The following is a 24,413-nucleotide window of genomic DNA, read 5'->3' as shown; positions in this document are numbered from 1 at the left end:
ATACGCTTCGACGCTGACAAGCTCATCAATCGACGTGCTTGGGCGCTTCCAGCGTATCGATGCTGCGGAGCTTGGGGAACCAGAGGGACCAGAGCCCGGCGACCGCCAGCGTTCCGGCGCCACCGATGACAACGGCGGCAACGGCGCCGAAGACCGAAGCCATGGTGCCGGCACGGAATTCCCCGAGCTCGTTGGAAGCCCCCACAAACACCATGTTGACCGCGCTCACCCGGCCGCGCACCTCGTCGGGCGTCCACAACAGGATGAGCGTTTCGCGCACATAGACCGAGATCATGTCGCCCGCGCCCATGAACAGGAGCGCCACGATGGATATCCAGGCGGTCTGCGAGATCCCGAAGACGATTGTTGCCGCGCCGAAGACGGCGACGCCGAGGAACAGGAACACACCCGCATGCTTGGTGATCGGCACGCTTGCGAGAAACAGCGCCATGCCGATGGCGCCGAAAGCAGGCGCGGCCCTGAGGAGGCCGAGACCAAGCGGCCCGAGAACGAGGATGTCGCGCGCATAGATGGGCATCAGCGCCACCGCGCCGCCGAGCAACACGGCAAACAGGTCCAGCGAGATCGCGCCGAGAACAACCTTTTCCGACAGGATGAACCGGAACCCGGCCAGCACCGTTTCCAGCCCGACAGCCTTCGCCGGCCCCCGCGAGGCGGGCTTGGGAATGAGGAGCGCCAGAACGGCGGCGGCTATGAAGAGCAGGACCGCGACCGAATAGGGCACGGAGGCGCCGAGACCATAGAGCAGACCGCCGGTCACCGGACCGACGATCGTCGCGGTCTGCCAGGCGGAAGAATTCCAGGCGACAGCGTTGCCGAGATCTTCCTTCGGCACGAGGTTGGGCGCCAGCGACTGGACGGCAGGCCCCATGAAGGCTCGGGCAATGCCGAGAACCAGCAGGATCGCGAAGATGACAAAAGGTGGAAAGAGGCCGGCCAGCGTCAACGCCAGGATAGCCGCCGTACAAGCGCCCAGCACGCCGATGCAGGCCGCCATGATCGCCCTGCGGTTATAGCGGTCGGCGACGGTTCCGGTCACCAGCATGAGCACCGGCGACGGCAGGAACTGCACCAGCCCGATCAGGCCGAGATAGAGAGCGCTGCCGGTCTCGTCATACATCTGCCAGCCGACCGAGACGCTGGTGATCTGCACCGCGAAGGTCAGCAGGAAGCGCGACAGGAAGAAGCGGAGGTAGGAGGAGTGGCGGAAAGCCGCGAAACGTCCGGACTGGGTCTGTGAATGCATGAGGCTTTCCGATGGCGCCGGCCGGGCGGGCATGGGGTTGGCTCCTTCCCGCGCCGATAAGGGAGCCATACGATCATGTGGCTAATATGCCTTTCGGAGGCGACGTCAAGCCTGCCCTGCAACCGCACGGTACGCATGTTAAGCATGTTTCCCTTCGACCGGCCCGGAATCCCTTGAGTGTTTGGCCGTCAATGTCTACATGTCGATCACAATCAGGAAACTGGAGACAGACATGATCGCCGTCATTGCCACGTTGAACTTCATTATCAACATTCTGTGGTTCATCATCATCGCATCGGCCATCTTCTCCTGGCTCTACGCGTTCAACGTGATCAATTCGCGCAACGAGTTCGTCAACATGATCGGCCGCTCGCTCTACCAGATCACCGAGCCGATGTACCGGCCGATCCGCCGCATACTGCCGAACATGGGCGGGCTCGACCTGTCGCCGATCGTCGTGCTGATCATCCTTTACTTCATCCAGGTCCTGCTCAACACCACGATCGCCAACGCCGTTCTCTGACGGCCGGAGGATCGCGGTGTCCGGAGCGCTCCGGCTTTTCGAAGACCACGTGACGCTTTCCGTGCGGCTGACGCCCAATGCCGGCCGCGACAGCATTGAAGGCGTCGAGACGGATGCGGCCGGCGAGACCTATCTCAAGGCCCGCGTCACCTCGGTTCCGGAAAAGGGCAAGGCCAACAAGGCCCTGATCGCCCTTCTCGCCAAGGCACTGTCCATCCCGAAATCATCCATCGCCCTTCAGGGCGGCGAAACCGCGCGTAAAAAAATCCTCCGGATCGACGGCGACCCGGAGGATTTGAAGCGCAAGATTGCCGCCTTCGAGGACGGCTGACGCCCGACGCCTACTTGGCGTTCTTGGCGCGCTCGATTGATTCGAGGATCAGCTGCTTGGCGACATCGACGCCCTGCCAGTCGCCGATCTTGACCCACTTGCCGGGCTCGAGATCCTTGTAGTGCGAGAAGAAGTGCTCGATCTGCTGCAGGGTGATTTCCGGCAGGTCGGTGTAGTTGTGGACGTTCTCGTAGCGACGGGTCAGCTTGCTGACCGGCACGGCGAGGATCTTCTCGTCCTTGCCGCCGTCGTCTTCCATCATCATCACGCCGATCGGGCGGACGTTGATGACGCAGCCCGGCACCAGCGGACGCGTGTTGCAGATCAGGACGTCGAGCGGGTCGCCGTCTTCGCAGAGCGTGTGCGGCACGAAGCCGTAATTGCCCGGATAGGTCATCGGCGTATAGAGGAAGCGGTCGACGACGAGCGTGCCGGCTTCCTTGTCCATTTCGTACTTGATCGGATGGCCGCCGACCGGGACCTCGACGATCACGTTGACATCTTCCGGCGGGTTCTTGCCGATGGCAATCGCATCAATGCGCATTCACGTCTCCAATGAGCTGGGTTCGAAACTGTTGCCGTCTCGATAATGGCAAACATGCCGCAACGCAACACGCGAAGCGCATGGCGGCAAGACATCGGGACGTTTCGATGCGCGAATGCTTCACTTTGACAGGTAGATGGGGAATGATGCCGGCACGAGCGGCAGGGAGGAAGACATGGCCAGCATAGCGACACTGCGGATGGCGGCAGCCCTCCTCGCTGCGGGCGCCGGCACCGCCGTCGCCAATTCGAGCGCCTACACCGACTTCGACGTCAAACAATGCGAGACGATCTCCGAGGACCCCGACGGCGGCGTGCTGAAATGCGAGGGTTACAAGGACTATCCGGTCTACTTCAAGGAAGGTGATCTGCGCCAGTCCATGCTCTACGGCCCAGCCGCCGCCGACATGCTCGCCGAAGCCTTCGAAAGCTTCGGCGCCTTCAACCACGTCGGCACGAAGATCGAGTGGCGGCTGGACGGCGCCGGCAAGCCGTTCGCGGCCATCCACCGCTGGTTCATCGACAATGTGGACGAAACCGGCGCGACCACACCGAAGACGGCGGGACAAGTTCTTGTCATATCGCACGTCGCCAACGATCCGGCGGATGGCGTATCCTGTGCGGTCGGCTATGTCGATGCGCTAGCCAACAAGGATGCCAACGAGATCGCCCGCAAGGTGGCCGACGACGAGGCCCTCGACTTTGCCTGCGGCTATCAGGAACCCGCCTGGCATGGAGACCGTGGCGACAAGGCAAGCGAGCCGATGCGCCACCTGCCCGAGCGTCTCAAGGTCGAATGAATATCAGTTCCAGATGAAGCCGAGTTTCTTCAGCTTCTTGTCGCCGAAATCCTCGGTGCCCTCGACGAGATCGAGACCGCCCTTGGAGCGCAGGAAGCGTTCGCCCTGCTCGCTGTCTTCCAGGCACCAGACGACCATGCCCTCGCAGCCGAGCGACTTCAGGAGCCGCCGCGATTCGCCGAACAGAAGCGTGCCGAGGCCGATGCCCTGATATTCGGGACGGAGATAAAGTTCGTAGATCTCGCCTTCCTGCGGCAGGCCGCGGGCGCGATTGAGGCCGAGCGTCGCATAACCGGCGATCATGCCCGCCACGTCTGCGACCAGAAGCGTCGCCGGACCGCGTGTCGCCTTTCGCCACCAGGTTTCACCCCGGCGTTCGATCATGTTCGTCAGCGGCTTGTGCGGAATGATGCCTGAGTAGGTATGTCGCCAGGCCGCCCGGTGGGCTTCGGAGATCGCCCGCGCGTCCTGCGGATCCGCATGTCTGACATCAATCGATAACGTCTTCATAACGTCGCCCCGGCTTAAAACAAAATACACGCGCCCGGGGTTGGTGACTTATTCCGACCCGCCGTCATGGGCGTATTCGGACGTTAACGCTTTTTTAACGTCACCGGCAAGGTCCACCGTGACGAACACACAGGATTAGCCTGATGCCAGAAACACAAAATCCCCGGCAAGACCTGCCGGGGATTTGTTGTCTTCTATCAACCGGTTTATCAGGCGGCGCCCTGGTTGCGCGTCTTTTCGAAGCGCTTGCGGTCGTTCGAGTCGAGGTAGAGCTTGCGAAGACGGATCGACTTCGGCGTCACTTCCATCAGCTCGTCGTCCTGGATCCAGGAAAGAGCGCGGTCGAGCGTCATGCGGATCGGCGGGGTGAGCTTGACCGCTTCGTCCTTACCGGCGGCGCGGATGTTGGTCAGCTGCTTGCCCTTGAGCACGTTGACTTCCAGATCGTTGTCGCGAGAGTGGATGCCGATGATCATGCCGGCATAGACCTTCTCGCCCGGCTCGATGATCATCGGACCGCGGTCTTCCAGGTTGAACATGGCATAGGCGACTGCCTCGCCCGAGCCGTTCGACAGCAGCACGCCGTTGACGCGACCGGCAATCTGGCCCTTGAAGGGCTGGTAGTCGTGGAACAGGCGGTTCATGATCGCGGTGCCGCGCGTGTCGGTCAGAAGCTCCGACTGGTAACCGATCAGGCCGCGGGTCGGCGCGAAGAACACGAGGCGGACGCGGTTGCCGCCCGACGGGCGCAGCTCGGCCATTTCGGCCTTGCGCTCGGACATCTTCTGGACGACGACGCCGGAATGCTCTTCATCGACGTCGATGACGACTTCCTCGATCGGCTCGAGCAGCTGGCCGTTCTCGTCCTTGTGCATGACGACGCGCGGACGCGACACGGCAAGCTCGAAGCCTTCGCGGCGCATGGTTTCGATCAGCACGGCGAGCTGCAATTCGCCACGGCCGGACACGAAGAACGAGTCCTTGCCTTCGGCTTCCTCGATCTTCAGCGCGACATTGCCTTCGGCTTCCTTCAAGAGACGGTCGCGGATGACGCGGCTCGTCACCTTGTCGCCTTCGGTGCCGGCGAGCGGCGAGTCGTTGACGAGGAAGGACATGGTAACCGTCGGCGGGTCGATCGGCTGGGCAGCCAGCGGCTCGCTGACAGACGGATCGCAGAAGGTGTCGGCGACGGTACCCTTGGAGAGACCGGCGATCGCGACGATATCGCCCGCATGGGCTTCTTCGATCGCGGTGCGCTCGATTCCGCGGAACGCGAGGATCTTCGAGATACGGCCGGTTTCGATCGTCTTGCCGTCCTGTCCGAGAACCTTGACGGCCTGGTTCGGCTTGATCGAGCCGGAATGGATGCGGCCGGTGATGATGCGTCCGAGGAAGGGGTTGGCTTCCAGGATCGTGCCGATCATGCGGAAGGCGCCGTCTTCGTCGCCGACGCTCGGCTCCGGAACGTGCTTCAGAACGAGGTCGAGAAGCGGCGCGAGGCCTTCTTCCTTCGGACCTTCCGGATTGTAGTTCATCCAGCCGTCACGGCCGGAACCGTAGAGGATCGGGAAGTCGAGCTGCTCGTCGGTGGCGTCGAGGTTGGCGAAGAGGTCGAAGACTTCGTTGATGACTTCCTCGTGGCGGCCGTCCGGACGGTCGATCTTGTTGATCGCGACGATCGGCTTCAGACCAACCTTGAGAGCCTTGCCGACCACGAACTTGGTCTGCGGCATCGGGCCTTCGGAGGAGTCGACAAGAACGATCGCGCCGTCCACCATCGAGAGAATGCGTTCGACTTCGCCGCCGAAGTCGGCGTGGCCGGGGGTGTCGACGATGTTGACGCGCACGCCCTTCCACTCGACCGAGGTCGCCTTGGCGAGAATGGTGATGCCACGCTCTTTTTCCAGATCGTTGGAGTCCATCACGCGTTCTGCAACACGCTGGTTTTCGCGGAACGAGCCCGACTGCTTCAGAAGCTCGTCAACGAGCGTGGTCTTCCCATGGTCAACGTGGGCGATAATCGCAATGTTGCGAATCTGCATTGTTCAAATCTCTTGATGGCTGAGGCGCGATACGGGCATTGGGAGGACGCGCCAGTTACATTTGGCGCGCTCATACATTGTTTTTCGCGATTGCGAAAGGGGGATAAGGCCGGCAACCGCAATGGCTCCGGCCTTATCGTCCCGGCTGAATGCCGTTTTGACCTTGTCAGGCGTTGCGAACCGGATCGAGCGTGATCTTCCAGAGTTCGTTGTCGTCACGGTCCATCAGGCGGACTGTGAGCTGTTCCGTCTGCCCATCGACATCGACGAGGCCGAAGAACTGGAAGCCGGCCGACGGCGGCAGGTTGGACTGGCCTTCCGGCGGCGCCTTCACGAACTTCACTTCCGGACCGAAGGTCATGTCGAGCTCGTTCGGGCCGTAGGTGCCGGCATGCAGCGGACCCGAGACGAATTCCCAGAAGGGTTCGAAATCCTGGAACTGCGCCTTGCTGGGGTCGTAATAATGCGCGGCCGTGTAATGCACGTCGGCGGTCACCCAGATGGTGTTGGAAATGCCGGCCGTCTTCATGAAACGCAGCAGGTCGGCGATTTCCAGTTCGCGGCCCTTCGGCAAGCCGTTGTCGGCATTGGCAACCGCCTCGTCGCCCTTGCGCTCCGAATAGTTGTCCCAGACGATCAGGCTGAGCGGCATGTCGGCGGCAATCACCTTCCAGGTGGCCTTGGAGCCGGCCAGCTCGCGCTTCAGCCAGGCAACCTGTTCGGCGCCGAGAATGCGCGATTCCGGCGTCATCTCGGTCTCGAAGCCGTCATGGTTCGGGCCACGATAGGAGCGCATGTCGAGGAAGAAGACATCGACCAGCGGACCGTAGGCGATCTTGCGGTAGACACGGCCGGGCTCGGCCGGGATGTAGCGGATCGGCGTCATTTCGTGGAAGGCGCGGGCCGCGCGGGCCGACAGCACATGGATCGATTTTTCCTTGTAGCGATCGTCATGCGACAGGTCCTTCGAGTCGGACCAGTTGTTCAGCACCTCATGGTCGTCCCACTGGAAGAAGGTCGGACAGACAGCGTTCAGCGCGCGCACATGCTCGTCCATCATGTTGTACTTCCACTGGCCGCGATACTCGTCCAGCGTCTGGGCGACATTGCGCTTCTCGTCGATCAGCACCTTGTTGATCCACTTCGTGCCGTCCGGAAGGTCGACCTCGTCCCGCATGCTGCCATCGGCATAGATCGTGTCGCCGGAGTGAACGAGGAAGTCCGGCTGATGCTTGGCGATCGTGGCATAGGTCTTCATGCCGGTCTCGTCGATGCCCCAGCCCTGGCCGGCGGTATCGCCCGACCAGGCGAAACGTACGGAGCGCTTCGACGACGGCGCGGTGCGGAAACGTCCGACGACCGGCTCGGACACGATGTTGATGTCCTGCAGGTCGGCGGCGACAAAGCGGTAGAAGATGTCCTGATCGGACGGCAGGCCCTCGATCAGGCGCTTGACGGCGTAATCGCTTTCCGGAAGGGCGTTGAGCGGAGCCAGGCGAACGGCATCCGAGAAGCTTTCGGTGGTCGCGTATTCCATCATGATGCGCGACGGACGATCGACGCGGCTCCAGACCATGCCGGACGACATGTCGACATCGCCAGACTGTACGCCATGGGTGAAGACGGGACGATCTGCGGCGCGCAGGTAAGCGGGCAGCGCCAGACCGGAAGCGGCAACCAGTCCGGTGGCAGCGGACGAGCGAAGGAAACTACGGCGCGACAGCGCCATCAGGGCCTTTGACATCAAACCTCTCCTTTGATGGGAAACGGGACGAACTCCCGCGCCGGAAAAGGACCACGGCCATGTGTCAGTCAGATCAAGGATCCACGACAGTTTGATGGATGTTTGATGACGGTAAAGACGACGCTCAGCCGCCGGCGCCCTGGTACCGCCTGAGGCAGAAGCGCCAGAACCATGCTGCCACCAGCACGGCGGCGGGGCCGGCGAGCAGACTGGCCAGCCCGCCATAATCCCCCAGGAAAGGGACCGGCTTTCCGAGAAGGGACGCGACCGGCACATAGGCCATGAAGCCGAGCGGCACGATGGTCAGCATCAGGACCTGCACCGGCCAGGCGAAGATCGTCAGCGGATAGCGCGCCATTTCCCAGAAGTCGAAATAGAGGCCGAAAAGATAGCGCGAGCGTGTCAGGATCAACGCCACGGCGGCGACCATCGTCAGGATCGCCCCCGAAAGTAGCGCCGCGCTGATCAGGCTGAGGACAAGCTGCAGGCCGGCGATGATCGACCAGTCGATGCCGGCATTCGGCGCGGCCCAGGCGATCAGGCCGATGCCGAGCGTGACATGGCCGCCATATTCGATGTTGAAACCCGAAAAGGCGAGAAACGCCCAAGGGTTGATCGGCTGGACGAGAAGGACGTCGAAGGTGCCGTTGCGCACCCGCTCCTCCATGTTGCGCAGCTGCACGAAGGTGAACATCGCGCCGAGCGAATAGCCCAGCACGTGAAAGCCAAGGAGAAACGCAAGCTCCGGCCATGTCCAGCCGCCGATCATCTCGAACCGGTTGGCGATCACCCAGATCGAACCGTAGACGCTGGCATAGCCGAAGGCCTGGGCGAACCAGGCGATGACAAGATTGGCGCGATATTCGAGCCGCGTGCGCAATTGCAGCCGGATCAGATACCAGTAGAGGGAGAGGCTCGCGATCATCATCAGCCTCCCTGGATGACCAGGCGCAGGCAGGCGCGACGCCAGGTAAAGGCAATAAGCCCGGCCAGAAAGAGCGCCCATCCGGCACCGAACGCCAGATATAGGAAGGCGGTCGCGACATCCATCTGCCCGAGATAGACCGCCATCGGATAGAAGGTCACCCAGGCGAACGGCAGATGCTGTACCACCCCTTGCGCCCAGTCGGGAAAGAACCACAGCGGCACCAGCCCGCCGGAGAAGAAGGCGAGCATGCCCCGCAGGAACCAGTCGAGCGCCAGCACATCCATCACCCAGAACACCAGAAGCCCGACGAAGGTTGCAAGCCCGAACAGGATGGTGAGTGACAGCAGGACGAAGGGCACAAACATCAGCGCGTGAGCAAGGCTCGCCGGCGGCTGGAAGCCATAGAGCAGGCTCGCGCCGGCGAGAACCGGCACACCGACGGCCAGCATGTCGAAACCGCGCACGCCGAATTGCCGGGCAAACAGCGAGACGGGATAGCTATAGGGCCGCATCAACTGGCTGACGACGTCGCCGCTGCGGATGTCAGCACCGATTTCGCGCACCATCTGGCTTGCGTCCCAGGCGGACAGCAGCGTGGTGCCGATGATCGCATAGGTGACCATCTGGAGGAGCCCGATTCCGTCCATCGACTGCTCGTGGCCGTAGACGGAGGTCCAGATCGACACGCGGGAGAACACCACCACGGCACCGCCGATGATGCGCATGAAGGTCTGCGAGCGGAAGCTTGCCTGTGTGCGAAACGCCGATAGAGCATAGGCGAAGAACATCGGCCTACCCCGCCATTCGCGACTGGTAATAGGTGCGGATCACGTCCTCGATATCCGGCTCCTCCAGCCGCACGTCGACAAGTGCCCGGCCATCCCCCAGCGAGGCGATGATCTCGACCAGCGACCGGCGGTCATGGTCGAGCGTGAAGACCCTGAGAACGCCCTCCCCTTCGACAAGTTCGGCACCCGGCACGGCAACCGGGCCCGGATCGTCGGCAAATTCCAGCGTCAGCTTCCGCCGCGCGCCGAAGGTCTCGTTCAGGCGGGCAAGCGGCCCGTCGAACAGCAGCCGACCTTCATCGACCATGATCAGCCGCGGGCAGATCTCCTCGATGTCTTTGAGATCATGCGTCGTCAGGATGATCGTCGTGCCGCGCTCGCGGTTGATCTCGGCCAGGAACTTGCGCACGACGTCCTTGGCGACGACGTCGAGGCCGATCGTCGGCTCGTCGAGAAACAGGATCTTCGGCGAATGCATGAGCGCCATGGCGATTTCGGCGCGCATGCGCTGGCCGAGGCTCAGTTGGCGGACGGGACGGTCGATGTAGGGCGTGATCTGTAGCATCGCGACCAGTTCGTCACGGGTCCGCTCATAATTTGCCTCATCAACCCTGTAGATGCGCCGGTGGAGGTCGAAACTGTCGGCAAGCGGCAGGTCCCACCAAAGCTGGCTGCGCTGGCCGAAGACGACGCCAATCTCGCGGGCATTGGCGATCCGCTCCTCGTGAGGCGTGCGCCCGAGCACCCGCACCTCGCCCGCCGTCGGCACCAGGATGCCGGTCAGCATCTTGATCATGGTCGACTTGCCGGCGCCGTTGGGGCCGAGATAGCCGACCGCCTCGCCCATGCCGATTTCGAACGAAATATCCTCGACCGCCCTGACTTCCTTCGTCTCCGGCGCAAGATAGTAGCGCAGCGATCCGGCCAGGCCCGGCTGGCGGATGCGCTGGCGGAAGATCTTTGCCGCGCGGTCGGCACGAATGATGGGAGACATGGCGGGACCTGGAGAATCGGATGCGGGGCACGTTGCGCGCGCACTCTAGCCCCGGCACCCTGCATCCGGGAACCCTGAATTCTGCAGGTCAATCGCGAAAGCGCGCGACCGATCCGTCCCGGTAAAGGAGGTTGTAGGTCTCGAACGGAATGAGCTGCCCGTTTTCGGTGACGAAGTGGATGCAGGACCGCTTGACGTTGCCGACGTCGAAATCGTGCCGGTCCATGAAATTGACGATCACCACGCGGAAGATGTTCTCGTAGGACAATCCCTCCGGCACCGGCACCTGCGGCAGGCAACAGAGGAGATCGCCGAGGCGACCGGCAACGTTCGGTTCGATGGTGGAGAGCGAGAACAGATCGAAGATCTTCTGCTTGAGTGAGGGATAGCGTTCGAAATTGACCGCGTTCGGCACCGCCTCGACCAGCTCGTCCTTCGGGATCATCGAGGTCACCGGAATGACCGTCTTGCCGTTCCTGAGACCATAGCCGATCGAGATCGCCGTCGGATTGCACGGCAGCGGGATCATGTCGGCCTCGCCGAAGATACCGCTGTCCTCGATGATACGCCGGCGAATGTCGGAGAGCAGCACGCGGTTCTTCTTGAGATCGTAATCCTCGTTGCGCCCGGCATCCTGCACCGGCTGGAAGGTGACGCCGCGCACGCAGGAAAAGCCGAGCGCATGATCGATGATCGCCGCCATCTCGTGGTCGTTGACGCCCTTTTTCACCGTCGCCACCAAGGTCGTCGAAATGCCCCTCGCCTCCAGTGCCTCCAGCGCCTTGCGACGGACCTTGGAAAGATCGGCGCCGCGCAGGTTACGGATCGCGTCCGGCTCGAGCGAGTCGAACTGCAGATAGATTTCCAGCCCCTTCTTCCGCTCGGCAAGCGCATCGGCGAAGGCAGGATCGGTCGCGATCCTGAGGCCGTTGGTGTTGATCATCAGGTGCCGGATCGGCCGCGCCTTCGCCATGTCGATGATGGTGAGGATGTCCGGATGAATGGTCGGCTCGCCGCCGGAGAGCTGCAACAGGTCCGGCTCGCCTTCACTCCGAACCAGGGCATCCATCATCCGCCCGATGGTCTCGAGCGGCTTGTGGCCGGTCAGCGCCTGCGAAGAACCGGCGAAACAGACAGGGCAGGTCAGGTTGCAAGCCTCGTTGACCTCGATGATCGCCAGGCAGGAATGCTGCTCGTGATCGGGACAGAGCCCGCAGTCATAGGGACAGCCGAAGTCGGTGCGGGTCTGCACCTCCAGCGGCCGGTCGCCGGGCTTCAGGAAGGAAAGCTCGGCCCGGTAGTAATCCGCATCGGACGAGATCCGCACCTTCTGGACCCCGTGTTCGCGACAGCGCTTCTCGTAGAAGACGTCGTCCCCCTCGATCAGGATCTTCGCCGGAACCAGCTTCATGCAGGTACCGCACATGGATCGCGTTTCGCCATAGAAGAGATACGGCTTGGATTTGCGCGGCGAATGGGCGTGATGGTTCATGCAGCCTTCCGGTGGCAACAGAGGCAAAAGGATCGCAGATCAGCGCCGGACCGGCAGGACTGACTGCACATTGAAGGCCATGAGGCCTACGATCGCAAGCAACACAGCGGAAAACGGTTCAAAATGGAAGTTGGGCGTCGCGCAGATACCCGGCAGCAGCAGGCAAAGACCACCGAGAATAGTGAGAAGGCGCACAGTCATCTGTTTCCCCACCTGATGAAAGAGCCGCAAGTCCCCGACATTACCAGACGGAGGACACAGGCGGATAGTCACTTACTCAAACCATCATAAATCATCTTCACGCCACCGAGGCCGATCAGGATGCCGACGCCCCAGATCGGCAGGACGCCCATGTCGATGCTGTTACCGATGAAGATCATGTTGCTGAATGCGAGACTGCAAAGCCCGGGAAGAAGCAGGATGCAGCCACCGACGACCAGCAAGATGCGCGCAATCATCGCGTTCCCCGCCAGTGCAGGAACGGCGGAACAACCGAGACGCCGATCGCGAAGGCCGTAACCAGAATGGTGATGATGATGTCATCCGGCGCGTCGATGCCCATCTCGTCGTAAAGCATCAGCACAGAAAACAGAATGACCACCGCCGAGATGATCGCAAGCGCAAGACTGGCCTGCGGTGCCCGGCGCCAGGATGCATAGCGCAGCAGGAGGCCGATCAAGACCGTGGAAAGCAGGATGGACGGCGCGGCCACGATGACGAACACGCCGGTAAAATTATCGGGGCCGCGAAAACGGAAGCCGCCAGAAATCCATTCGAACAGCGCCGCCACGTAAAACAGCCCGCCACAGGCGCCCGGCAACAGGAAGAGCACACCGAGCAGGACACGCAACGTGACACCGGCATTGCCGCGCTTTTCTTCCGGCACTCCATTCGGATCGAACATTCAGGTTCCCCCTTGACCCGACGCCCGCGCCTTCATCCGGCACCTTCCGGCTGAACCGCGCTCCGGCTCCCCTGCAGCATGACCAGCGCATAGCCGACCATGAGGAGGGACAATAGCTGAAAGACACTGAGCCCTGCAATCACCGCTCCGTAGGGCTTCCAGAATTCCAGAACGAAACGCTCGAGGCCGTAAAAACCGACGGCGAGATAGAAGCCATTTGCCCGCCAGTAGGCCGAGCCGCGCAGCATCATGCCGATATAGACGATCGCGAACGACGCCATGGCGAGGCTTTCATAGAGCGCCACCGGATGCCTCAGAATACCGTCGCCGAAGTCCCAGCCCCAGTCTGCGCCGGTCAGAATGCCGTAGGTGAAATCCTCCATGCCCGACATAAGGCAGCCGATCCGCCCGACGGCAATGCCGAGCGCCACCGGCAGGGCGTAGATCGCCCCGGTCCGCTCTAAGATGCCGGAGGCGCGCTTGTAGAGCTCCACCGAGACGATGGCACCAAACAGAGCGCCTTCCACCGAGCGGCCGAAACCGGGCTGGCCCGAAAGCCAGAGATTGAGCGATCCGAAGACCCACGCACTCACACCGGCCCCGAAAACGACCGCTGCAATGTATCCGCCCCGCAGGGGCCGGCTCACCGGATTTTTCGGAAACCACGTCCGCCGCAAAGCGTAGAGGGCGGCGAAGGACGTCAGCCAGGCGAGAGCGTCGAAGATCGTATGGAGAAGCACGTCGACGCCCTCCCCGAAGTCGTCAGGCCGCGAGGCCCTTCTTCTTCAACATCGCGTCCGGGCTTGGCAGCTTCCCGCGGAAGGCCTTGTAGGTGTCTTCCGGATCGACCGCACCGCCGATCGAATAGACATTGTCCTTGAGCTTCCTGGCCGTTGCCGGGTCGAAGACGTTGCCGGTCTCCTCGAAGGCCGAGAAAGCGTCGGCATCCAGCACTTCCGACCACATGTAGGAATAGTAACCGGCCGAATAGCCGTCGCCGGCGAAGACGTGCTGGAAGTGCGGCGAGGCGTGCCGCATGACGATCGACTGCGGCAGGCCGATTTCCTTCAGGTATTCCGTCTGGAAGGCCATCGGATCGTCGACCTTGCCTGCCGTGTGGAAGGCCATGTCGACCAGCGCCGACGACGTGAACTCGACCGTCGCGAAACCGGCATTGAAGGTGCGGGCGGCGAGAACCTTGTCGAGAAGCGCCTGCGGCATCGGTTCGCCGGTCTGGTAGTGCACGGCATAGGTCTTCAGGATTTCCGGAACCGTCAGCCAGTGCTCGTAAAGCTGCGAGGGCAGCTCGACGAAATCGCGGGAAACGCCCGTGCCGGACACGGACGGATAGGTCACGTCCGACAGCATTCCGTGCAGCGCGTGGCCGAACTCGTGGAACAGCGTGCGGGCATCGTCGAGCGACAGCAGCGCCGGCTTGCCGGCAGCGGGCTTGGCGAAGTTGCAGACATTGTAGATGATCGGCAGTTCGCCATGCGCACCGTTCTTCAGCGTCAGCCGGTGCTGCGACTGGAACGAACTCATCCAGGCGCCGGAACGCTTCGAGGAGCGGGCGAAATAATCGCCGAGGAACATCGCCTTCAGCGCGCCGCTTGCCGCATCGCGGATCTCGAAGACGCGGACGTCCGGATGATAGGCGGTCACACCCTTGATCTCGACGGCCTTGATGCCAAACAGCCGGCCGGCGACATCGAAACAGGCCTCGATGATCTTTTCCAGCTGCAGATAGGGCTTCAGTTCGGCTTCGGAGAAACTGAACTTCTGCGCCCGGATCTTCTCGGCGTAATGGCGCCAGTCCCAGGGCATGACGTCGTGGTTCTTGCCCTCGTCGGCGATCAGCGCGGCGATATCGGCCTCTTCGTCCTTGGCGCGAGCCACGGCCTTCGCCCAAACCTGCCTGAGCAGGCCGAACACAGCCTCCGGCGTCTTGGCCATCGTGTTGTCGAGCTTCAGTTCCGCATAATTGCCGTAGCCGAGCAGCTCGGCCTTCTTGGACCGCAGGGCGAGCGTGTCGCGGATGATGCCGATATTGTCCGTAGCCCCGCCGTTCGCGCCCCGGGCGATCCACGCCTTGAACGCCTGCTCGCGCAGGTCGCGACGCTCGGAAAAGGTCAGGAACGGCTCGATGATCGACCGCGACAGGGTGACGGCGAACTTGCCCTCCTCGCCACGTTCGGTCGCGGCGGACGCCATGACATCCTTCAGGAAGTCCGGAATGCCGGCAAGCTCGTCTTCGCTGCCGAGGAACAGGACCCAACCCTTCTCGTCGGCGAGCACGTTCTGACCGAAGCTGGCGCCCAGACCCGCCAGCGTTTCATTGATGCCAGCCAGTTCCTCCTGCCTTTCCTTCGGCAGTTTCGCGCCGGACTTCACGAAGCCCTTCCAGTGGCGCTCCAGCACCCGGGTCTGCTCCAGCGTCAGGCCGAGCGTATCCTTCGTATTCCAGAGCGTATCGATGCGGGCAAACAGCGTGGCGTTCATGCCGATCTTCGAGTAATGCCGGGAAAGCTTGGGCGCGATCTTGCGCTCCAGTTCCTGGACCACCGGATTGGTGTTCGCGCCGGCCCGGTTCCAGAACAGCGACGACACCCGTGACAGTTCGTCCCCGGCAATCTCCAGGGCGTCGACAGTGTTGGCAAAGCTCGCCGGCTCCGGATTGTCGGCAATCGCATTGATCTCGGCATCATGCAGGGCAAGCGCCGCGTCGAAAGCGGCCTCGAAGTCCTTGTCGTCGATTGCCTCGAAGCGAGGGAGCCCGTTCAGGCCGCTCCAGTCGATGAATTCGGGGCTGACGACGGGTTCTGCCTGCATGTGAAATTCCCTCCGGAATTTGAGTTCTGGCGATAGGATCTATGCCGTTTCAGATATGGTTGCCTCATGCATATGGGAAGCCCGCAGCGGAAACAATCGGGGACGGCGACGCGAAAAGCGGAATTCGGCGTCACAATTTGAAGCAGCGGCGGAAATTAAACGGCACAGCGGCCGAGAAGTGTGGCAAGGTTATGAAAGCGTTCTGTCTCGCCCGCGATCGGCCGCAATCGATCAACCGGCGAACAGCCATTGCAAAACTCACGAAAAAATAATAATAAGTGAGACTTACAAAATGAGGAATGCAAAATGCCCATGAAGGCTGATCCCAATTCCGTTGGGTTCCTGATCAACGATGTCGCCCGCATCATCCGGTCGGCGTTTGAAAAGCGCATCAACGAAGCCGGATTGGGGATAACACCAGGCGAAGCGCGAGCTCTGTTGCACGCATCCACCTGTGGCGGATTCCGCCAGACGGCGATTGCGGAAAGGATGGGCATCGAGCCGATGACGCTGTGCGCCTATCTCGACCGCCTTGAAAAGCTGGACCTCATCAGCCGCACCCCCGATGAAACGGACCGCCGCGCGAAACTGATCTACGCGACAGACGATGCAGCGGCGATGGTCAGCAAGGTCCGGTATCTCGCAAAGGATGTGGTCGACAAGCTGCAGCAGGGCGTGGATGCGGAATCCCGGGAACTCGTTCGCCAGGCGCTGATCAAGATGCGCGACAACCAGTCGCTGGTCTTCGGTGACGAGCCGGCAGCACAGGAAGAAAAAGAAAAGGCGTAATGAGTCTGTCCGTTCCCGGCCGCATGAGCGAAAGCCGGACCAGCATGATCGGGGCGCTGCTGATCACCATCGGCCCCATGTCCATGTCGCTCTACACCCCGGCCATGCCGGTTCTGGTGGATGCGTTTCACACCTCGCCCGCCGCCGTCAAACTGACCCTCTCGCTCTACTTCGCCGGCTTTGCGCTGACGCAGCTTCTGTGCGGACCTGCCTCCGATGCGCTCGGCCGCCGCCGTTCGGCGATCCTTTTCCTGTCCATCTATTTCATCGGCAGCGTCATGTCGGCGCTGGCGCCGACGGTTGGCATGCTGCTGGCGGGCCGGCTCGTCCAGGGCATTGGCGCCTCGATCGGCCTGACGACATCTCGCGCCATCGTGCGTGACCAGTTCACCGGCGCGCAATCGTCGCGCATCATGAACATGATCAACATCATGCTGGCGATCGGGCCGGCGATGGCGCCGACCATCGGCGGTGTTCTCCTGGAAATTTCCGGCTGGCAGGCGATCTTCTATATCATGGTCGGCTTCGGCCTGACGGCCGTCGGCGTCGTCTACTTCCTGATGCAGGAGACGACTGTCCCGGACATCACGAGGCTGAAGCCGGGGCCCCTGCTGAGGACATACCGGCGCATCTTCACCGACACGCAGTTCGTCTCGGCCGCGCTGACGCTCTCCTTCGCCGTCGGCGCACTCTACACGCTGGCGACCATCCTGCCCTTCGTTCTCGTCAAGGATGTCGGCCTGACGGAATTCCAGTTCGGCATCGGCATGCTGATGCAGACGGGTATGTATTTCTTCGGCTCGGTCCTCTTCCGCCTGCTGCTGCGCAAATGGAGCGCCGAACAGCTGGTCATCCCGGGTCTACTGTTCGTGTTCGCCGGCGGGCTGGCGGCGTTCCTGTCCGCCCGCTTCCTGCCGCCGTCCTATCTCTCCATCATGATGCCCGTCGGCCTCTACGCTTTCGGCATTTCCTTCGTCATGCCGCACATGACGACCGCCGCTCTTGTGCCATTCCATCAGACGGCGGGTTCGGCGTCGGCGGTGATGGGCTTCCTGCAGATGGGAACAGGCTTTGCCTGCGGGCTGGCGGCGGCGATCATCGGCGTGCCCTTGCTCGCCTTCATGACCGTGGTGCCGGGAATGAGCGTGATCTGCCTGGCGAGCTACCTCGTGTATCTGCGCGCCGTGCGCAAAAGCAGCCTTGTCGCGCCGTTGCAGAACGGCAAACAGCCTGCGGAATGAAAAACGGGGGCCGAAGCCCCCGTCATCCATCAAAACATTTGAATGCCGGACTTACCGGTCGCGCTTGGCGAGGGTGCGCAGGCGCAGCGCGTTGAGCTTGATGAAGCCGGCGGCATCCTTCTGGTCGTAGGCGCCCTGGTCGTCCTCGAAGGTGACCAACTTGTCGGAATAGAGCGACTTCTCGCTCTCGCGGCCGGTAACCATGACATTGCCCTTGTAGAGCTTCAGCGTCACTTCGCCTTCGACATGCTCCTGGCTGCGGTCGATCGCGGCCTGCAGCATTTCGCGCTCCGGCGAGAACCAGAAGCCGTAATAGATCAGTTCGGCATAGCGCGGCATCAGCTCGTCCTTGAGATGAGCGGCGCCACGGTCGAGCGTGATCGATTCCATGGCCCGGTGGGCGGCCAGCAGGATGGTACCGCCGGGGGTCTCGTAGACACCGCGCGACTTCATGCCGACAAAGCGGTTCTCGACGAGGTCGAGACGGCCGATGCCGTTGTCGCGGCCATAGTCGTTCAGCGCCTTGAGCAGGGTAGCGGGCGACATGGCGACGCCGTTGATGGACACCGCATCGCCCTTCTTGAAGCCGATCTTGATGACCGTCGCCTTGTCGGGAGCGGCTTCCGGCGAAATGGTGCGCATGTGCACGTATTCGGGGGCTTCCTGAGAGGGATCTTCCAGAACCTTGCCCTCGGACGAGGAGTGCAGCAGGTTGGCGTCGACGGAGAACGGAGCCTCGCCCTTCTTGTCCTTGGCAACGGGGATCTGGTGCTTCTCGGCGAAGTCGAGCAGATCGGTGCGGCTCTTGAACGACCAGTCGCGCCACGGTGCGATGATCTTGATGTCGGGATTCAGCGCGTAGGCCGAAAGCTCGAAGCGAACCTGGTCGTTACCCTTGCCGGTCGCGCCATGGGCGATGGCGTCGGCGCCGGTCTTCTTGGCGATCTCGATCAGGTGCTTGGAGATCAGCGGGCGGGCAATCGACGTGCCAAGCAGGTAGACGCCTTCGTAGACGGCATTGGCGCGGAACATCGGGAAGACGAAGTCACGAACGAACTCCTCGCGGACGTCCTCGATGAAGATCTCCTTGATACCGAGCATTTCGGCCTTCTTGCGCGCCGGCTCGAGTTCTTCGCCCTGGCCGAGGTCGGCGGTGAAGGTCACGACTTCTGCACCGAGTTCGGTCTGAAGCCATTTCAGGATGATCGAGGTGTCGAGACCGCCGGAATAGGCGAGGACGACTTTCTTCACGTCTTTATGCGATGCCATGTGACTGATCCACTTCGAACGCGGGCGGGACCGCCCTTCTGTTGAATTTGGCGCACTTTTAGCGAGTTTATCGGCAGGCGCAAGGGTCGTCGGCAGCTTATCCGGCAACGGTCCCGAGGCATATGCCGGACCGGGACTTTCTGCCGCCGGTCATTTTCTATAAGCTCGCCGGGACGAGAGAAATGCATGGGGAGCCGATGTCCGGCAGAATGAGCGGGAGGAAGTTGCGTCGCCGGTTCCGGGCCATCCGGTTCGGCCTGCTCGTCGGCATTGTCATTCTGTCGCTGGGCGCCATCACCGTCGCATCCGACTACTGGCGTGACAGGGCCATGGTGACGATCCGCCAGCAGGCGATGGAGACGCTGTCGATACAGACGGAAGTGCTGGCCGGCATGTTCGAGAAATACCGGGTCCTCCCGCCACTGCTTGCGCGGCAGAACGATATCGCCTCGCTCTTCCGCGCCGGCGGTCATCCGGCAATGGCGGCCTTCAAGGCCGAGGAAGCCGCCGGCCTCTCCGGCGCCCGCGACGTCGCCTTCTTCTGGCCGGACGGACGGATGCTGGCTTCGGCACGCCACATCTTCGATCACAGCGACGCCGGCCTGAACCAGCTTTTCGGTGCCGCGCTGCAGGGCCGCTTGGGCCGCACCGTCATTTCGCCGGACAACAACACCCGCGCCTACGCCTTCGCCGCCGCTGTCCGCCGCGGCGGAGAGACGCTCGGCCTCGTGACCGTCTACGTCGATTTCGAGCGCATCGAGGCCACGTGGTCCCTGCTGACCAGTCCGATCTACATCAGCGACCGCAACGGCACGATCCTGATCGCCAACCGTCCGGAATGGCGCCTGAAATCGGTCGAGGCGGTTTCGAATGAAACGTCCGGCACCATGATCTACCGGCTGGGGCGTGAGGCGGTGTCGCATCTGGACATGGTGCGCGACCTGCCGCTGCTCGACTGGCGCCTGCACGTGCTCGGCGACATGCGCCCGGTCGAAGCCGCCGGCCTGTGGGGCGCGGCACTTGCCGCCATGGCCTGCCTGGTCTGCGCCATGATGATCTTCTTCTGGATCATGCGGCGGGAGCGCACGATCCTGCAGTTGCGCCGCGATCGGGCCACGGCACTGAGGCTGGAACGCACCGTCCGCGACCGCACCAGGGCGCTCAGCGTCACGAACCGCGAGCTTTCCCGCGAGATCGACGAAAGGCGCGCGACCGAGGACAAGCTGAAGAAGACGCAAGCCGAACTCGTCCAGACCGGCAAGCTCGCCGTCATCGGCCAGATGTCGGCCGCACTCAGCCACGAATTGAACCAGCCGCTTGCCGCGCTGAAGACCTATGCCGACAACACACACCGCATGATTGCCGCCGGCAAGCTCGAACAGGCGACCACCAATCTCGGCCGCATCGGCGCCATGGTCGACCGCATGGCGGAGCTCTCCTCGACGCTGCTCTCCTTCTCCCGCAAGCCCGGCACCACCATCAGCGCCGTCAATCTCGGCTCGGTGGTCGACGAGGCGCTGATCCTCGTCAAGCCGAGGGCGCGCAAGGCCGGCGTGATGCTGACGGTCGACCCGAAGCTGCGGGACTACACCGTCATGGGGGGCCGGGTCCGGCTCTCACAGGTCATCGTCAACCTCATTTCCAATTCGATCGATGCCCTGTCCGGCCAGAAGGACAGCCGCATCACCGTCACGGCGGGAAGCCAGGACGGCTTCGCCACCGTTATCGTCGCCGACAACGGACCCGGCATTCCGGAGGAGCTTCGCGCCTCCGTCTTCGATCCGTTCTTCACCACCAAGCAGGCCGGCGAAGGCGTCGGCATGGGGCTTTCCATCGCCTACAATATCGTCCATGACTTCGGCGGCCGCATCGAGTTGCAGGAATCGGCAAACGGCGGTTGCGCCTTTGCCGTCCATCTCGTTGCCGCCGACCAACAGCAAAAAGCAGCCGAATAAAGCATGACGGAATCGGTAACGCCCACAGTCCACCTCGTCGACGACGATGACGACCTGCGCGATGCGCTCGCCCAGGGCCTTGAGCTCGAGGGACTGCCGGTCGCCGTCCATGACACGGCGGAATCGCTTCTGTCGGCGATCGCCCACGACGCCTATTGCGTGATCGTCAGCGATATCCGCATGCCGGACGTCGACGGTCTCGAACTCTTGAAGGCGGCGCTTGCCATCGATCCGACCATGCCGGTCATCCTGATCACCGGACACGGCGACGTGCAGATGGCCGTCGATGCAATGCGCGCCGGCGCCTATGACTTCATCGAGAAGCCCTTCCAGGTCTCGCGCCTCTACACCGTCATCGAGCGGGCCCTCGAAAAGCGCCGCCTGGTTCTCGAAAACCGCACGCTGCGCTCGGAGCTGAACGAACGCGACGAACTGTCCGAGCGGCTGGTCGGCCGCACGCCCGGCATCAAGCGGCTGCGCGAGCAGATCGTCATGCTGGCCGATACCGATGTCGACGTGCTGATCCTCGGCGAGACCGGTGCCGGCAAGGAGGTGGTGGCCCGCGCCCTGCACGACTTCTCGACCCGCAGCAAGGGCCATTTCGTCGCCATCAACTGCGCCGCCCTGCCTTCGGACATCATCGAGGCGGAACTGTTCGGCCATGAGGCCGGCGCTTTCACTGGCGCCCAGAAGCAGCGCATCGGCAAGCTGGAACATGCCCATGGCGGCACGATCTTTCTCGACGAGATCGAATCCATGCCGCTCGACCTGCAGGCCAAGTTGCTGCGCGCCATCGAGACGCGAACCATAGAGCGGCTGGGATCGAACAAGCCGATCCCGCTCGATATTCGCTTCGTCGCGGCAACCAAGTCCGATCTTGGCCAGGCAAGCAACCAGGGCAACTTCCGCGCCGACCTCTATTTCCGCCTGAACGTCGTCACCTTGTCCATCCCGCCGCTGCGCAACCGGCGCGAGGACATCCCGCTGCTCTTCTTTCATCTGGCCCGGCAGGCTCGCGCCCGCTTCCGCCGCGAAATCCCGCACCTCGACGCCGGGCTCGAACTGCAGCTGATGACCTATGAATGGCCGGGCAATGTGCGTGAACTGCGCAACTATGCCGACCGTTTCGTTCTCGGCATGTGGAATGGCTTCTACAGCGAGAGCGAAGAGCCGCAAACAGCCTCGAATGCATCGGAGGGATCGCTTGCCGATCTCCTCGACCGCTACGAGCGCTCTGTCATCGAAGCCGAACTTGCCCGCAACAACGGCGCCATGAAACCGACCTACGAAGCGCTGCAGATTTCCCGCAAGGGTCTCTACGATAAGATGAAGCGGCTCGGCATCAGCGGAACCGAGGGAAGCGGCGAAAGCCTCAATGGGTAGAACGCGACACAACGCGCCGTAGCGGGCGTGTAGCCAGCTACCCACACCGGATACATCTTCGGCGGACGCCAGACGAGTCCGCATATCAAGTACCTAATTTTATTGAATAATATATTCACCGATCTGGTTGGCACGCGGATTGCTACACTATTAGCGCCGCGAACATTGGGAGGATGTTTCGGCCGCCGTGTCCGCGAAAGCGGACCCTTGGCCCTGTTTCCTCCCAACGTCTTCCCGGCATCCGGCAACAAGCCGGATCATTCCGATTTCATGGGCCGTGGGGGCCCAAAGTGGAGGACTTACAGAATGAAGAAACTGCTTCTCGCAGGCGTTTGCCTTTTCACGCTGGCAGCCGGCGCCAACACCGCACTCGCCGATGATTGCGATTCTGGAGAGATCGTCATCAAATTCGCCCATGACGTGGCGGAAAGCCATCCGAAGGGCGTCGCGGCCAAGATGCTGGCGGAGCGCGTGAACAAGGAAATGAACGGCAAGGCCTGCATGGAGGTCTTCCCGAACTCGACGCTGTTCGACGACGACAAGGTCAAGGAAGCCATGCTGCTCGGCGACGTCCAGCTCGCCGCGCCGTCGCTCTCCAAGTTCGAGGCCTACACCAAGAAGTATCGCCTGTTCGACCTTCCCTTCCTGTTCGACGACCTGGCCTCCGTCAACCGCTTCTACCACTCCGACGCGGCCAATCAGCTCCTGCACGCGGTCGACGACGTCGGCTTCACCGGCCTGCACTTCTGGGCTTCGGGCATCAAGCAGTTCTCTGCCAAGAAGCCGCTGCTCGTTCCGACAGACGCAAATGGCCTGAAGTTCCGCATCCAGCCGTCCGACGTCGCCCAGGCGATGATCGAAGCCTTGGGCGCATCCGCCCAGAAGCTTGCCTTCAAGGAAGTCTACGGTGCCCTGCAGACCGGCGTCGTCGACGGTCAGGAGAACTCCTGGTGCAACATCTACACCCAGAAGTTCTACGAAGTGCAGGACGGCGTGACCGAGACCAACCACGGCCTCCTCGGCTATCTGGTGGTCACGTCCAAGGACTGGCTCGACGGTCTTGAGCCGGACGTTCGCGACCAGTTCATGAAGATCCTCGACGAGGTCACCGACGAGTTCAACAATTCCATCGCCGGCAAGGAAAAGACCTGCAAGGAAGACATGATCAAGGCCGGCGCCACCGTTCGCGAACTTTCGCCTGAACAGCGCAAGGAATGGGTCGCCACGATGAAGCCCGTCTGGGATCAGTTCGAAGGCGATGTCGGCAAGGACATGATCGAAGCCGCGGTCGCTTCGAACAACAAGTAATCCGCACCGCTGACGTGTCGATTACAGCCCGGCCGCTCTTGTTGCGGCCGGGCTTTTCAAAAACTGCACTGGAGGGGATCCAATGTCATTCCTGCCGTACGGGCCATGGGTGCTTCTTGTCGTCCTGGTCGTCGTCTACTTCATTCTCGACCGCCGTTATCCCGAGGGACTGGCACGGTTCGAGGAAAACACGCTCGCCCTGCTGCTGGCCGTCATCACGCTCGTCGCCTTTACCCAGGTGATCGCGCGTTACGGCTTCAATTCCGGCTGGAGCGGCGCGCTTGAATTCCAGCGCATCCTGTTTGCCTGGCTGATCCTCTTCGGCATGAGCTACGGCGTGCGCACCGGCACCCATCTCGGGGTCGACGCCTTCGTGCGCATGTTCCCCGCTCCGCTGTTCAGGGCGGTCGCCATCTTCGGCGCCCTCGCCTGCATTCTCTATACCGCAATCCTGCTGGGCTCCGCCTGGATGCAGGTGCTCGGCACCAACACCAAGGGCGGCGCCGTCCTTTACTGGTCGACCATCTACCGCACCGGTGCCGGCCTCGACGAGATGAAATGGCCGCAGATCATGGTCGACGCTCTCGGCATCAAGGAGCGCCTGCCGCGCTGGTCAGCCTATCTGATCATGCCCGTCGGTCTCGCCCTGTTCGGCCTGCGCTCCGCCCAGGCCCTCGTGCAGATCGCACGCGGCGAGCGGGAACTGATGATCGCCGGCCACGAGGCGGAAGACCTCGTCGCCGAGCACAAAGACGTATTGAAGGACTGACGTC

General features: G+C 62.3%; 24 protein-coding genes. 9 read left to right on the top strand and 15 right to left on the bottom strand.

The genetic code is table 11. The annotated features are described in order from the left end of the window. Nucleotides 1–25 precede the first annotated feature (25 nt). Complete coding sequence (locus tag ACU5AY_RS01070; RefSeq protein ID WP_446827655.1) at nt 26–1,267, bottom strand: MFS transporter; 1,242 nt, start codon at nt 1,265–1,267, stop codon at nt 26–28. A 232-nt stretch (nt 1,268–1,499) separates the two neighbouring features. Here ACU5AY_RS01070 and ACU5AY_RS01065 point away from each other — a divergent pair, with 232 nt between their 5' ends. Together ACU5AY_RS01065 and ACU5AY_RS01060 are read left to right on the top strand one after the other, a co-directional pair. Then, nucleotides 1,500–1,790 carry a YggT family protein gene (locus tag ACU5AY_RS01065; protein WP_446822991.1) on the top strand — a complete coding sequence of 97 codons (291 nt, stop codon included), beginning with the start codon at nt 1,500–1,502 and terminating at the stop codon, nt 1,788–1,790. A gap of 16 nt (nt 1,791–1,806) precedes the next feature. After that, nucleotides 1,807–2,121 (top strand): DUF167 family protein, encoded by a 315-nt coding sequence (locus ACU5AY_RS01060; protein WP_446822990.1) that lies wholly within the window; start codon nt 1,807–1,809, stop codon nt 2,119–2,121. Nucleotides 2,122–2,131: 10 nt separating this feature from the next. Here the strand turns inward: ACU5AY_RS01060 and ppa are convergent, their stop codons facing one another. Further along, entirely contained in the window at nt 2,132–2,665 is a 534-nt protein-coding gene (ppa, locus tag ACU5AY_RS01055; RefSeq protein WP_446822989.1) for an inorganic diphosphatase, read from the bottom strand. A 175-nt stretch (nt 2,666–2,840) separates the two neighbouring features. Between ppa and ACU5AY_RS01050 the strand changes: the two genes are divergently transcribed. After that, the gene (locus ACU5AY_RS01050; protein ID WP_446827654.1) at nt 2,841–3,464 is read left to right on the top strand and encodes a hypothetical protein; all 624 of its coding nucleotides are present in this window, start codon (nt 2,841–2,843) and stop codon (nt 3,462–3,464) included. A gap of 3 nt (nt 3,465–3,467) precedes the next feature. Here the strand turns inward: ACU5AY_RS01050 and ACU5AY_RS01045 are convergent, their stop codons facing one another. The 12 genes from ACU5AY_RS01045 to ACU5AY_RS00990 form a co-directional block, all read right to left on the bottom strand. Further along, entirely contained in the window at nt 3,468–3,974 is a 507-nt protein-coding gene (locus ACU5AY_RS01045) for an N-acetyltransferase family protein (protein WP_446827653.1), read from the bottom strand. A gap of 209 nt (nt 3,975–4,183) precedes the next feature. Then, nucleotides 4,184–6,016: a translational GTPase TypA gene (gene typA / locus ACU5AY_RS01040; protein WP_446822986.1), complete on the bottom strand. Its 1,833-nt coding sequence runs from the start codon at nt 6,014–6,016 to the stop codon at nt 4,184–4,186. 166 nt (nt 6,017–6,182) lie between these two features. Then, a complete protein-coding gene (locus ACU5AY_RS01035) occupies nt 6,183–7,760 on the bottom strand; it encodes an alkaline phosphatase D family protein (protein ID WP_446827652.1) in 1,578 nt (525 codons plus the stop codon). Nucleotides 7,761–7,884: 124 nt separating this feature from the next. Beyond that, nucleotides 7,885–8,688, bottom strand: coding sequence for an ABC transporter permease (locus tag ACU5AY_RS01030; RefSeq protein ID WP_446827651.1), 804 nt, complete (start codon nt 8,686–8,688; stop codon nt 7,885–7,887). Then, the gene (locus tag ACU5AY_RS01025) at nt 8,688–9,476 is read right to left on the bottom strand and encodes an ABC transporter permease (RefSeq protein ID WP_446827650.1); all 789 of its coding nucleotides are present in this window, start codon (nt 9,474–9,476) and stop codon (nt 8,688–8,690) included. The genes ACU5AY_RS01030 and ACU5AY_RS01025 overlap by 1 nt, the downstream gene beginning before the upstream one ends. 4 nt (nt 9,477–9,480) lie before the next feature. Further along, a complete protein-coding gene (locus ACU5AY_RS01020) occupies nt 9,481–10,470 on the bottom strand; it encodes an ABC transporter ATP-binding protein (protein WP_446827649.1) in 990 nt (329 codons plus the stop codon). An 88-nt stretch (nt 10,471–10,558) separates the two neighbouring features. Then, a complete protein-coding gene (locus ACU5AY_RS01015) occupies nt 10,559–11,962 on the bottom strand; it encodes a radical SAM protein (RefSeq protein WP_446827648.1) in 1,404 nt (467 codons plus the stop codon). 39 nt (nt 11,963–12,001) lie between these two features. Beyond that, entirely contained in the window at nt 12,002–12,163 is a 162-nt protein-coding gene (locus ACU5AY_RS01010) for a hypothetical protein (RefSeq protein WP_446827647.1), read from the bottom strand. Nucleotides 12,164–12,231: 68 nt separating this feature from the next. Then, a complete protein-coding gene (locus tag ACU5AY_RS01005; RefSeq protein ID WP_446822979.1) occupies nt 12,232–12,420 on the bottom strand; it encodes a hypothetical protein in 189 nt (62 codons plus the stop codon). Next, nucleotides 12,417–12,866, bottom strand: a complete 450-nt coding sequence (locus ACU5AY_RS01000) for a hypothetical protein (protein ID WP_446827646.1) — start codon at nt 12,864–12,866, stop codon at nt 12,417–12,419. Before ACU5AY_RS01000 ends, ACU5AY_RS01005 begins: the two co-directional genes overlap by 4 nt. 32 nt (nt 12,867–12,898) lie before the next feature. After that, entirely contained in the window at nt 12,899–13,606 is a 708-nt protein-coding gene (locus ACU5AY_RS00995; RefSeq protein ID WP_446827645.1) for a prolipoprotein diacylglyceryl transferase family protein, read from the bottom strand. Nucleotides 13,607–13,628: 22 nt separating this feature from the next. Beyond that, a complete protein-coding gene (locus ACU5AY_RS00990) occupies nt 13,629–15,695 on the bottom strand; it encodes a M3 family metallopeptidase (protein ID WP_446827644.1) in 2,067 nt (688 codons plus the stop codon). Nucleotides 15,696–16,001: 306 nt separating this feature from the next. Between ACU5AY_RS00990 and ACU5AY_RS00985 the strand changes: the two genes are divergently transcribed. Then, nucleotides 16,002–16,484 (top strand): MarR family winged helix-turn-helix transcriptional regulator, encoded by a 483-nt coding sequence (locus ACU5AY_RS00985; RefSeq protein ID WP_446822975.1) that lies wholly within the window; start codon nt 16,002–16,004, stop codon nt 16,482–16,484. Further along, entirely contained in the window at nt 16,484–17,725 is a 1,242-nt protein-coding gene (locus ACU5AY_RS00980) for a multidrug effflux MFS transporter (RefSeq protein WP_446827643.1), read from the top strand. Before ACU5AY_RS00985 ends, ACU5AY_RS00980 begins: the two co-directional genes overlap by 1 nt. A gap of 51 nt (nt 17,726–17,776) precedes the next feature. Here ACU5AY_RS00980 and ACU5AY_RS00975 read toward each other — a convergent pair whose 3' ends face one another. Further along, nucleotides 17,777–18,994: an argininosuccinate synthase gene (locus tag ACU5AY_RS00975; RefSeq protein ID WP_446822973.1), complete on the bottom strand. Its 1,218-nt coding sequence runs from the start codon at nt 18,992–18,994 to the stop codon at nt 17,777–17,779. Nucleotides 18,995–19,203: 209 nt separating this feature from the next. Between ACU5AY_RS00975 and ACU5AY_RS00970 the strand changes: the two genes are divergently transcribed. The 4 genes from ACU5AY_RS00970 to ACU5AY_RS00955 all read left to right on the top strand — a co-directional run bounded on the left by ACU5AY_RS00970 (nt 19,204) and on the right by ACU5AY_RS00955 (nt 24,409). Continuing rightward, the gene (locus tag ACU5AY_RS00970) at nt 19,204–20,949 is read left to right on the top strand and encodes a sensor histidine kinase (protein WP_446827642.1); all 1,746 of its coding nucleotides are present in this window, start codon (nt 19,204–19,206) and stop codon (nt 20,947–20,949) included. A gap of 3 nt (nt 20,950–20,952) precedes the next feature. Then, nucleotides 20,953–22,332: a sigma-54-dependent transcriptional regulator gene (locus tag ACU5AY_RS00965; RefSeq protein WP_446827641.1), complete on the top strand. Its 1,380-nt coding sequence runs from the start codon at nt 20,953–20,955 to the stop codon at nt 22,330–22,332. Between the two features lie 306 nt (nt 22,333–22,638). Next, complete coding sequence (locus tag ACU5AY_RS00960; protein ID WP_446827640.1) at nt 22,639–23,640, top strand: DctP family TRAP transporter solute-binding subunit; 1,002 nt, start codon at nt 22,639–22,641, stop codon at nt 23,638–23,640. A gap of 82 nt (nt 23,641–23,722) precedes the next feature. Then, entirely contained in the window at nt 23,723–24,409 is a 687-nt protein-coding gene (locus tag ACU5AY_RS00955) for a TRAP transporter small permease (RefSeq protein WP_446827639.1), read from the top strand. The last annotated feature ends 4 nt before the right edge of the window (nt 24,410–24,413 follow it).

The organism is Rhizobium sp. PAMB 3174 (genome assembly GCF_052908375.1).
This window is presented reverse-complemented; position numbering and strand designations above follow the sequence as displayed.

Excerpts from the sequence above, each read along its gene's own strand:
- ACU5AY_RS01070 (WP_446827655.1), bottom strand. The coding sequence starts at position 1,267 with ATGCATTCACAGACCCAGTCCGGACGTTTCGCGGCTTTCCGCCACTCC.
- ACU5AY_RS01065 (WP_446822991.1), top strand. The coding sequence starts at position 1,500 with ATGATCGCCGTCATTGCCACGTTGAACTTCATTATCAACATTCTGTGG.
- ppa (WP_446822989.1), bottom strand. The coding sequence starts at position 2,665 with ATGCGCATTGATGCGATTGCCATCGGCAAGAACCCGCCGGAAGATGTC.
- ACU5AY_RS01050 (WP_446827654.1), top strand. The coding sequence starts at position 2,841 with ATGGCCAGCATAGCGACACTGCGGATGGCGGCAGCCCTCCTCGCTGCG.
- ACU5AY_RS01045 (WP_446827653.1), bottom strand. The coding sequence starts at position 3,974 with ATGAAGACGTTATCGATTGATGTCAGACATGCGGATCCGCAGGACGCG.
- typA (WP_446822986.1), bottom strand. The coding sequence starts at position 6,016 with ATGCAGATTCGCAACATTGCGATTATCGCCCACGTTGACCATGGGAAG.
- ACU5AY_RS01035 (WP_446827652.1), bottom strand. The coding sequence starts at position 7,760 with ATGTCAAAGGCCCTGATGGCGCTGTCGCGCCGTAGTTTCCTTCGCTCG.
- ACU5AY_RS01030 (WP_446827651.1), bottom strand. The coding sequence starts at position 8,688 with ATGATGATCGCGAGCCTCTCCCTCTACTGGTATCTGATCCGGCTGCAA.
- ACU5AY_RS01025 (WP_446827650.1), bottom strand. The coding sequence starts at position 9,476 with ATGTTCTTCGCCTATGCTCTATCGGCGTTTCGCACACAGGCAAGCTTC.
- ACU5AY_RS01020 (WP_446827649.1), bottom strand. The coding sequence starts at position 10,470 with ATGTCTCCCATCATTCGTGCCGACCGCGCGGCAAAGATCTTCCGCCAG.
- ACU5AY_RS01015 (WP_446827648.1), bottom strand. The coding sequence starts at position 11,962 with ATGAACCATCACGCCCATTCGCCGCGCAAATCCAAGCCGTATCTCTTC.
- ACU5AY_RS01010 (WP_446827647.1), bottom strand. The coding sequence starts at position 12,163 with ATGACTGTGCGCCTTCTCACTATTCTCGGTGGTCTTTGCCTGCTGCTG.
- ACU5AY_RS01005 (WP_446822979.1), bottom strand. The coding sequence starts at position 12,420 with ATGATTGCGCGCATCTTGCTGGTCGTCGGTGGCTGCATCCTGCTTCTT.
- ACU5AY_RS01000 (WP_446827646.1), bottom strand. The coding sequence starts at position 12,866 with ATGTTCGATCCGAATGGAGTGCCGGAAGAAAAGCGCGGCAATGCCGGT.
- ACU5AY_RS00990 (WP_446827644.1), bottom strand. The coding sequence starts at position 15,695 with ATGCAGGCAGAACCCGTCGTCAGCCCCGAATTCATCGACTGGAGCGGC.
- ACU5AY_RS00985 (WP_446822975.1), top strand. The coding sequence starts at position 16,002 with ATGCCCATGAAGGCTGATCCCAATTCCGTTGGGTTCCTGATCAACGAT.
- ACU5AY_RS00980 (WP_446827643.1), top strand. The coding sequence starts at position 16,484 with ATGAGTCTGTCCGTTCCCGGCCGCATGAGCGAAAGCCGGACCAGCATG.
- ACU5AY_RS00975 (WP_446822973.1), bottom strand. The coding sequence starts at position 18,994 with ATGGCATCGCATAAAGACGTGAAGAAAGTCGTCCTCGCCTATTCCGGC.
- ACU5AY_RS00970 (WP_446827642.1), top strand. The coding sequence starts at position 19,204 with ATGAGCGGGAGGAAGTTGCGTCGCCGGTTCCGGGCCATCCGGTTCGGC.
- ACU5AY_RS00965 (WP_446827641.1), top strand. The coding sequence starts at position 20,953 with ATGACGGAATCGGTAACGCCCACAGTCCACCTCGTCGACGACGATGAC.
- ACU5AY_RS00960 (WP_446827640.1), top strand. The coding sequence starts at position 22,639 with ATGAAGAAACTGCTTCTCGCAGGCGTTTGCCTTTTCACGCTGGCAGCC.
- ACU5AY_RS00955 (WP_446827639.1), top strand. The coding sequence starts at position 23,723 with ATGTCATTCCTGCCGTACGGGCCATGGGTGCTTCTTGTCGTCCTGGTC.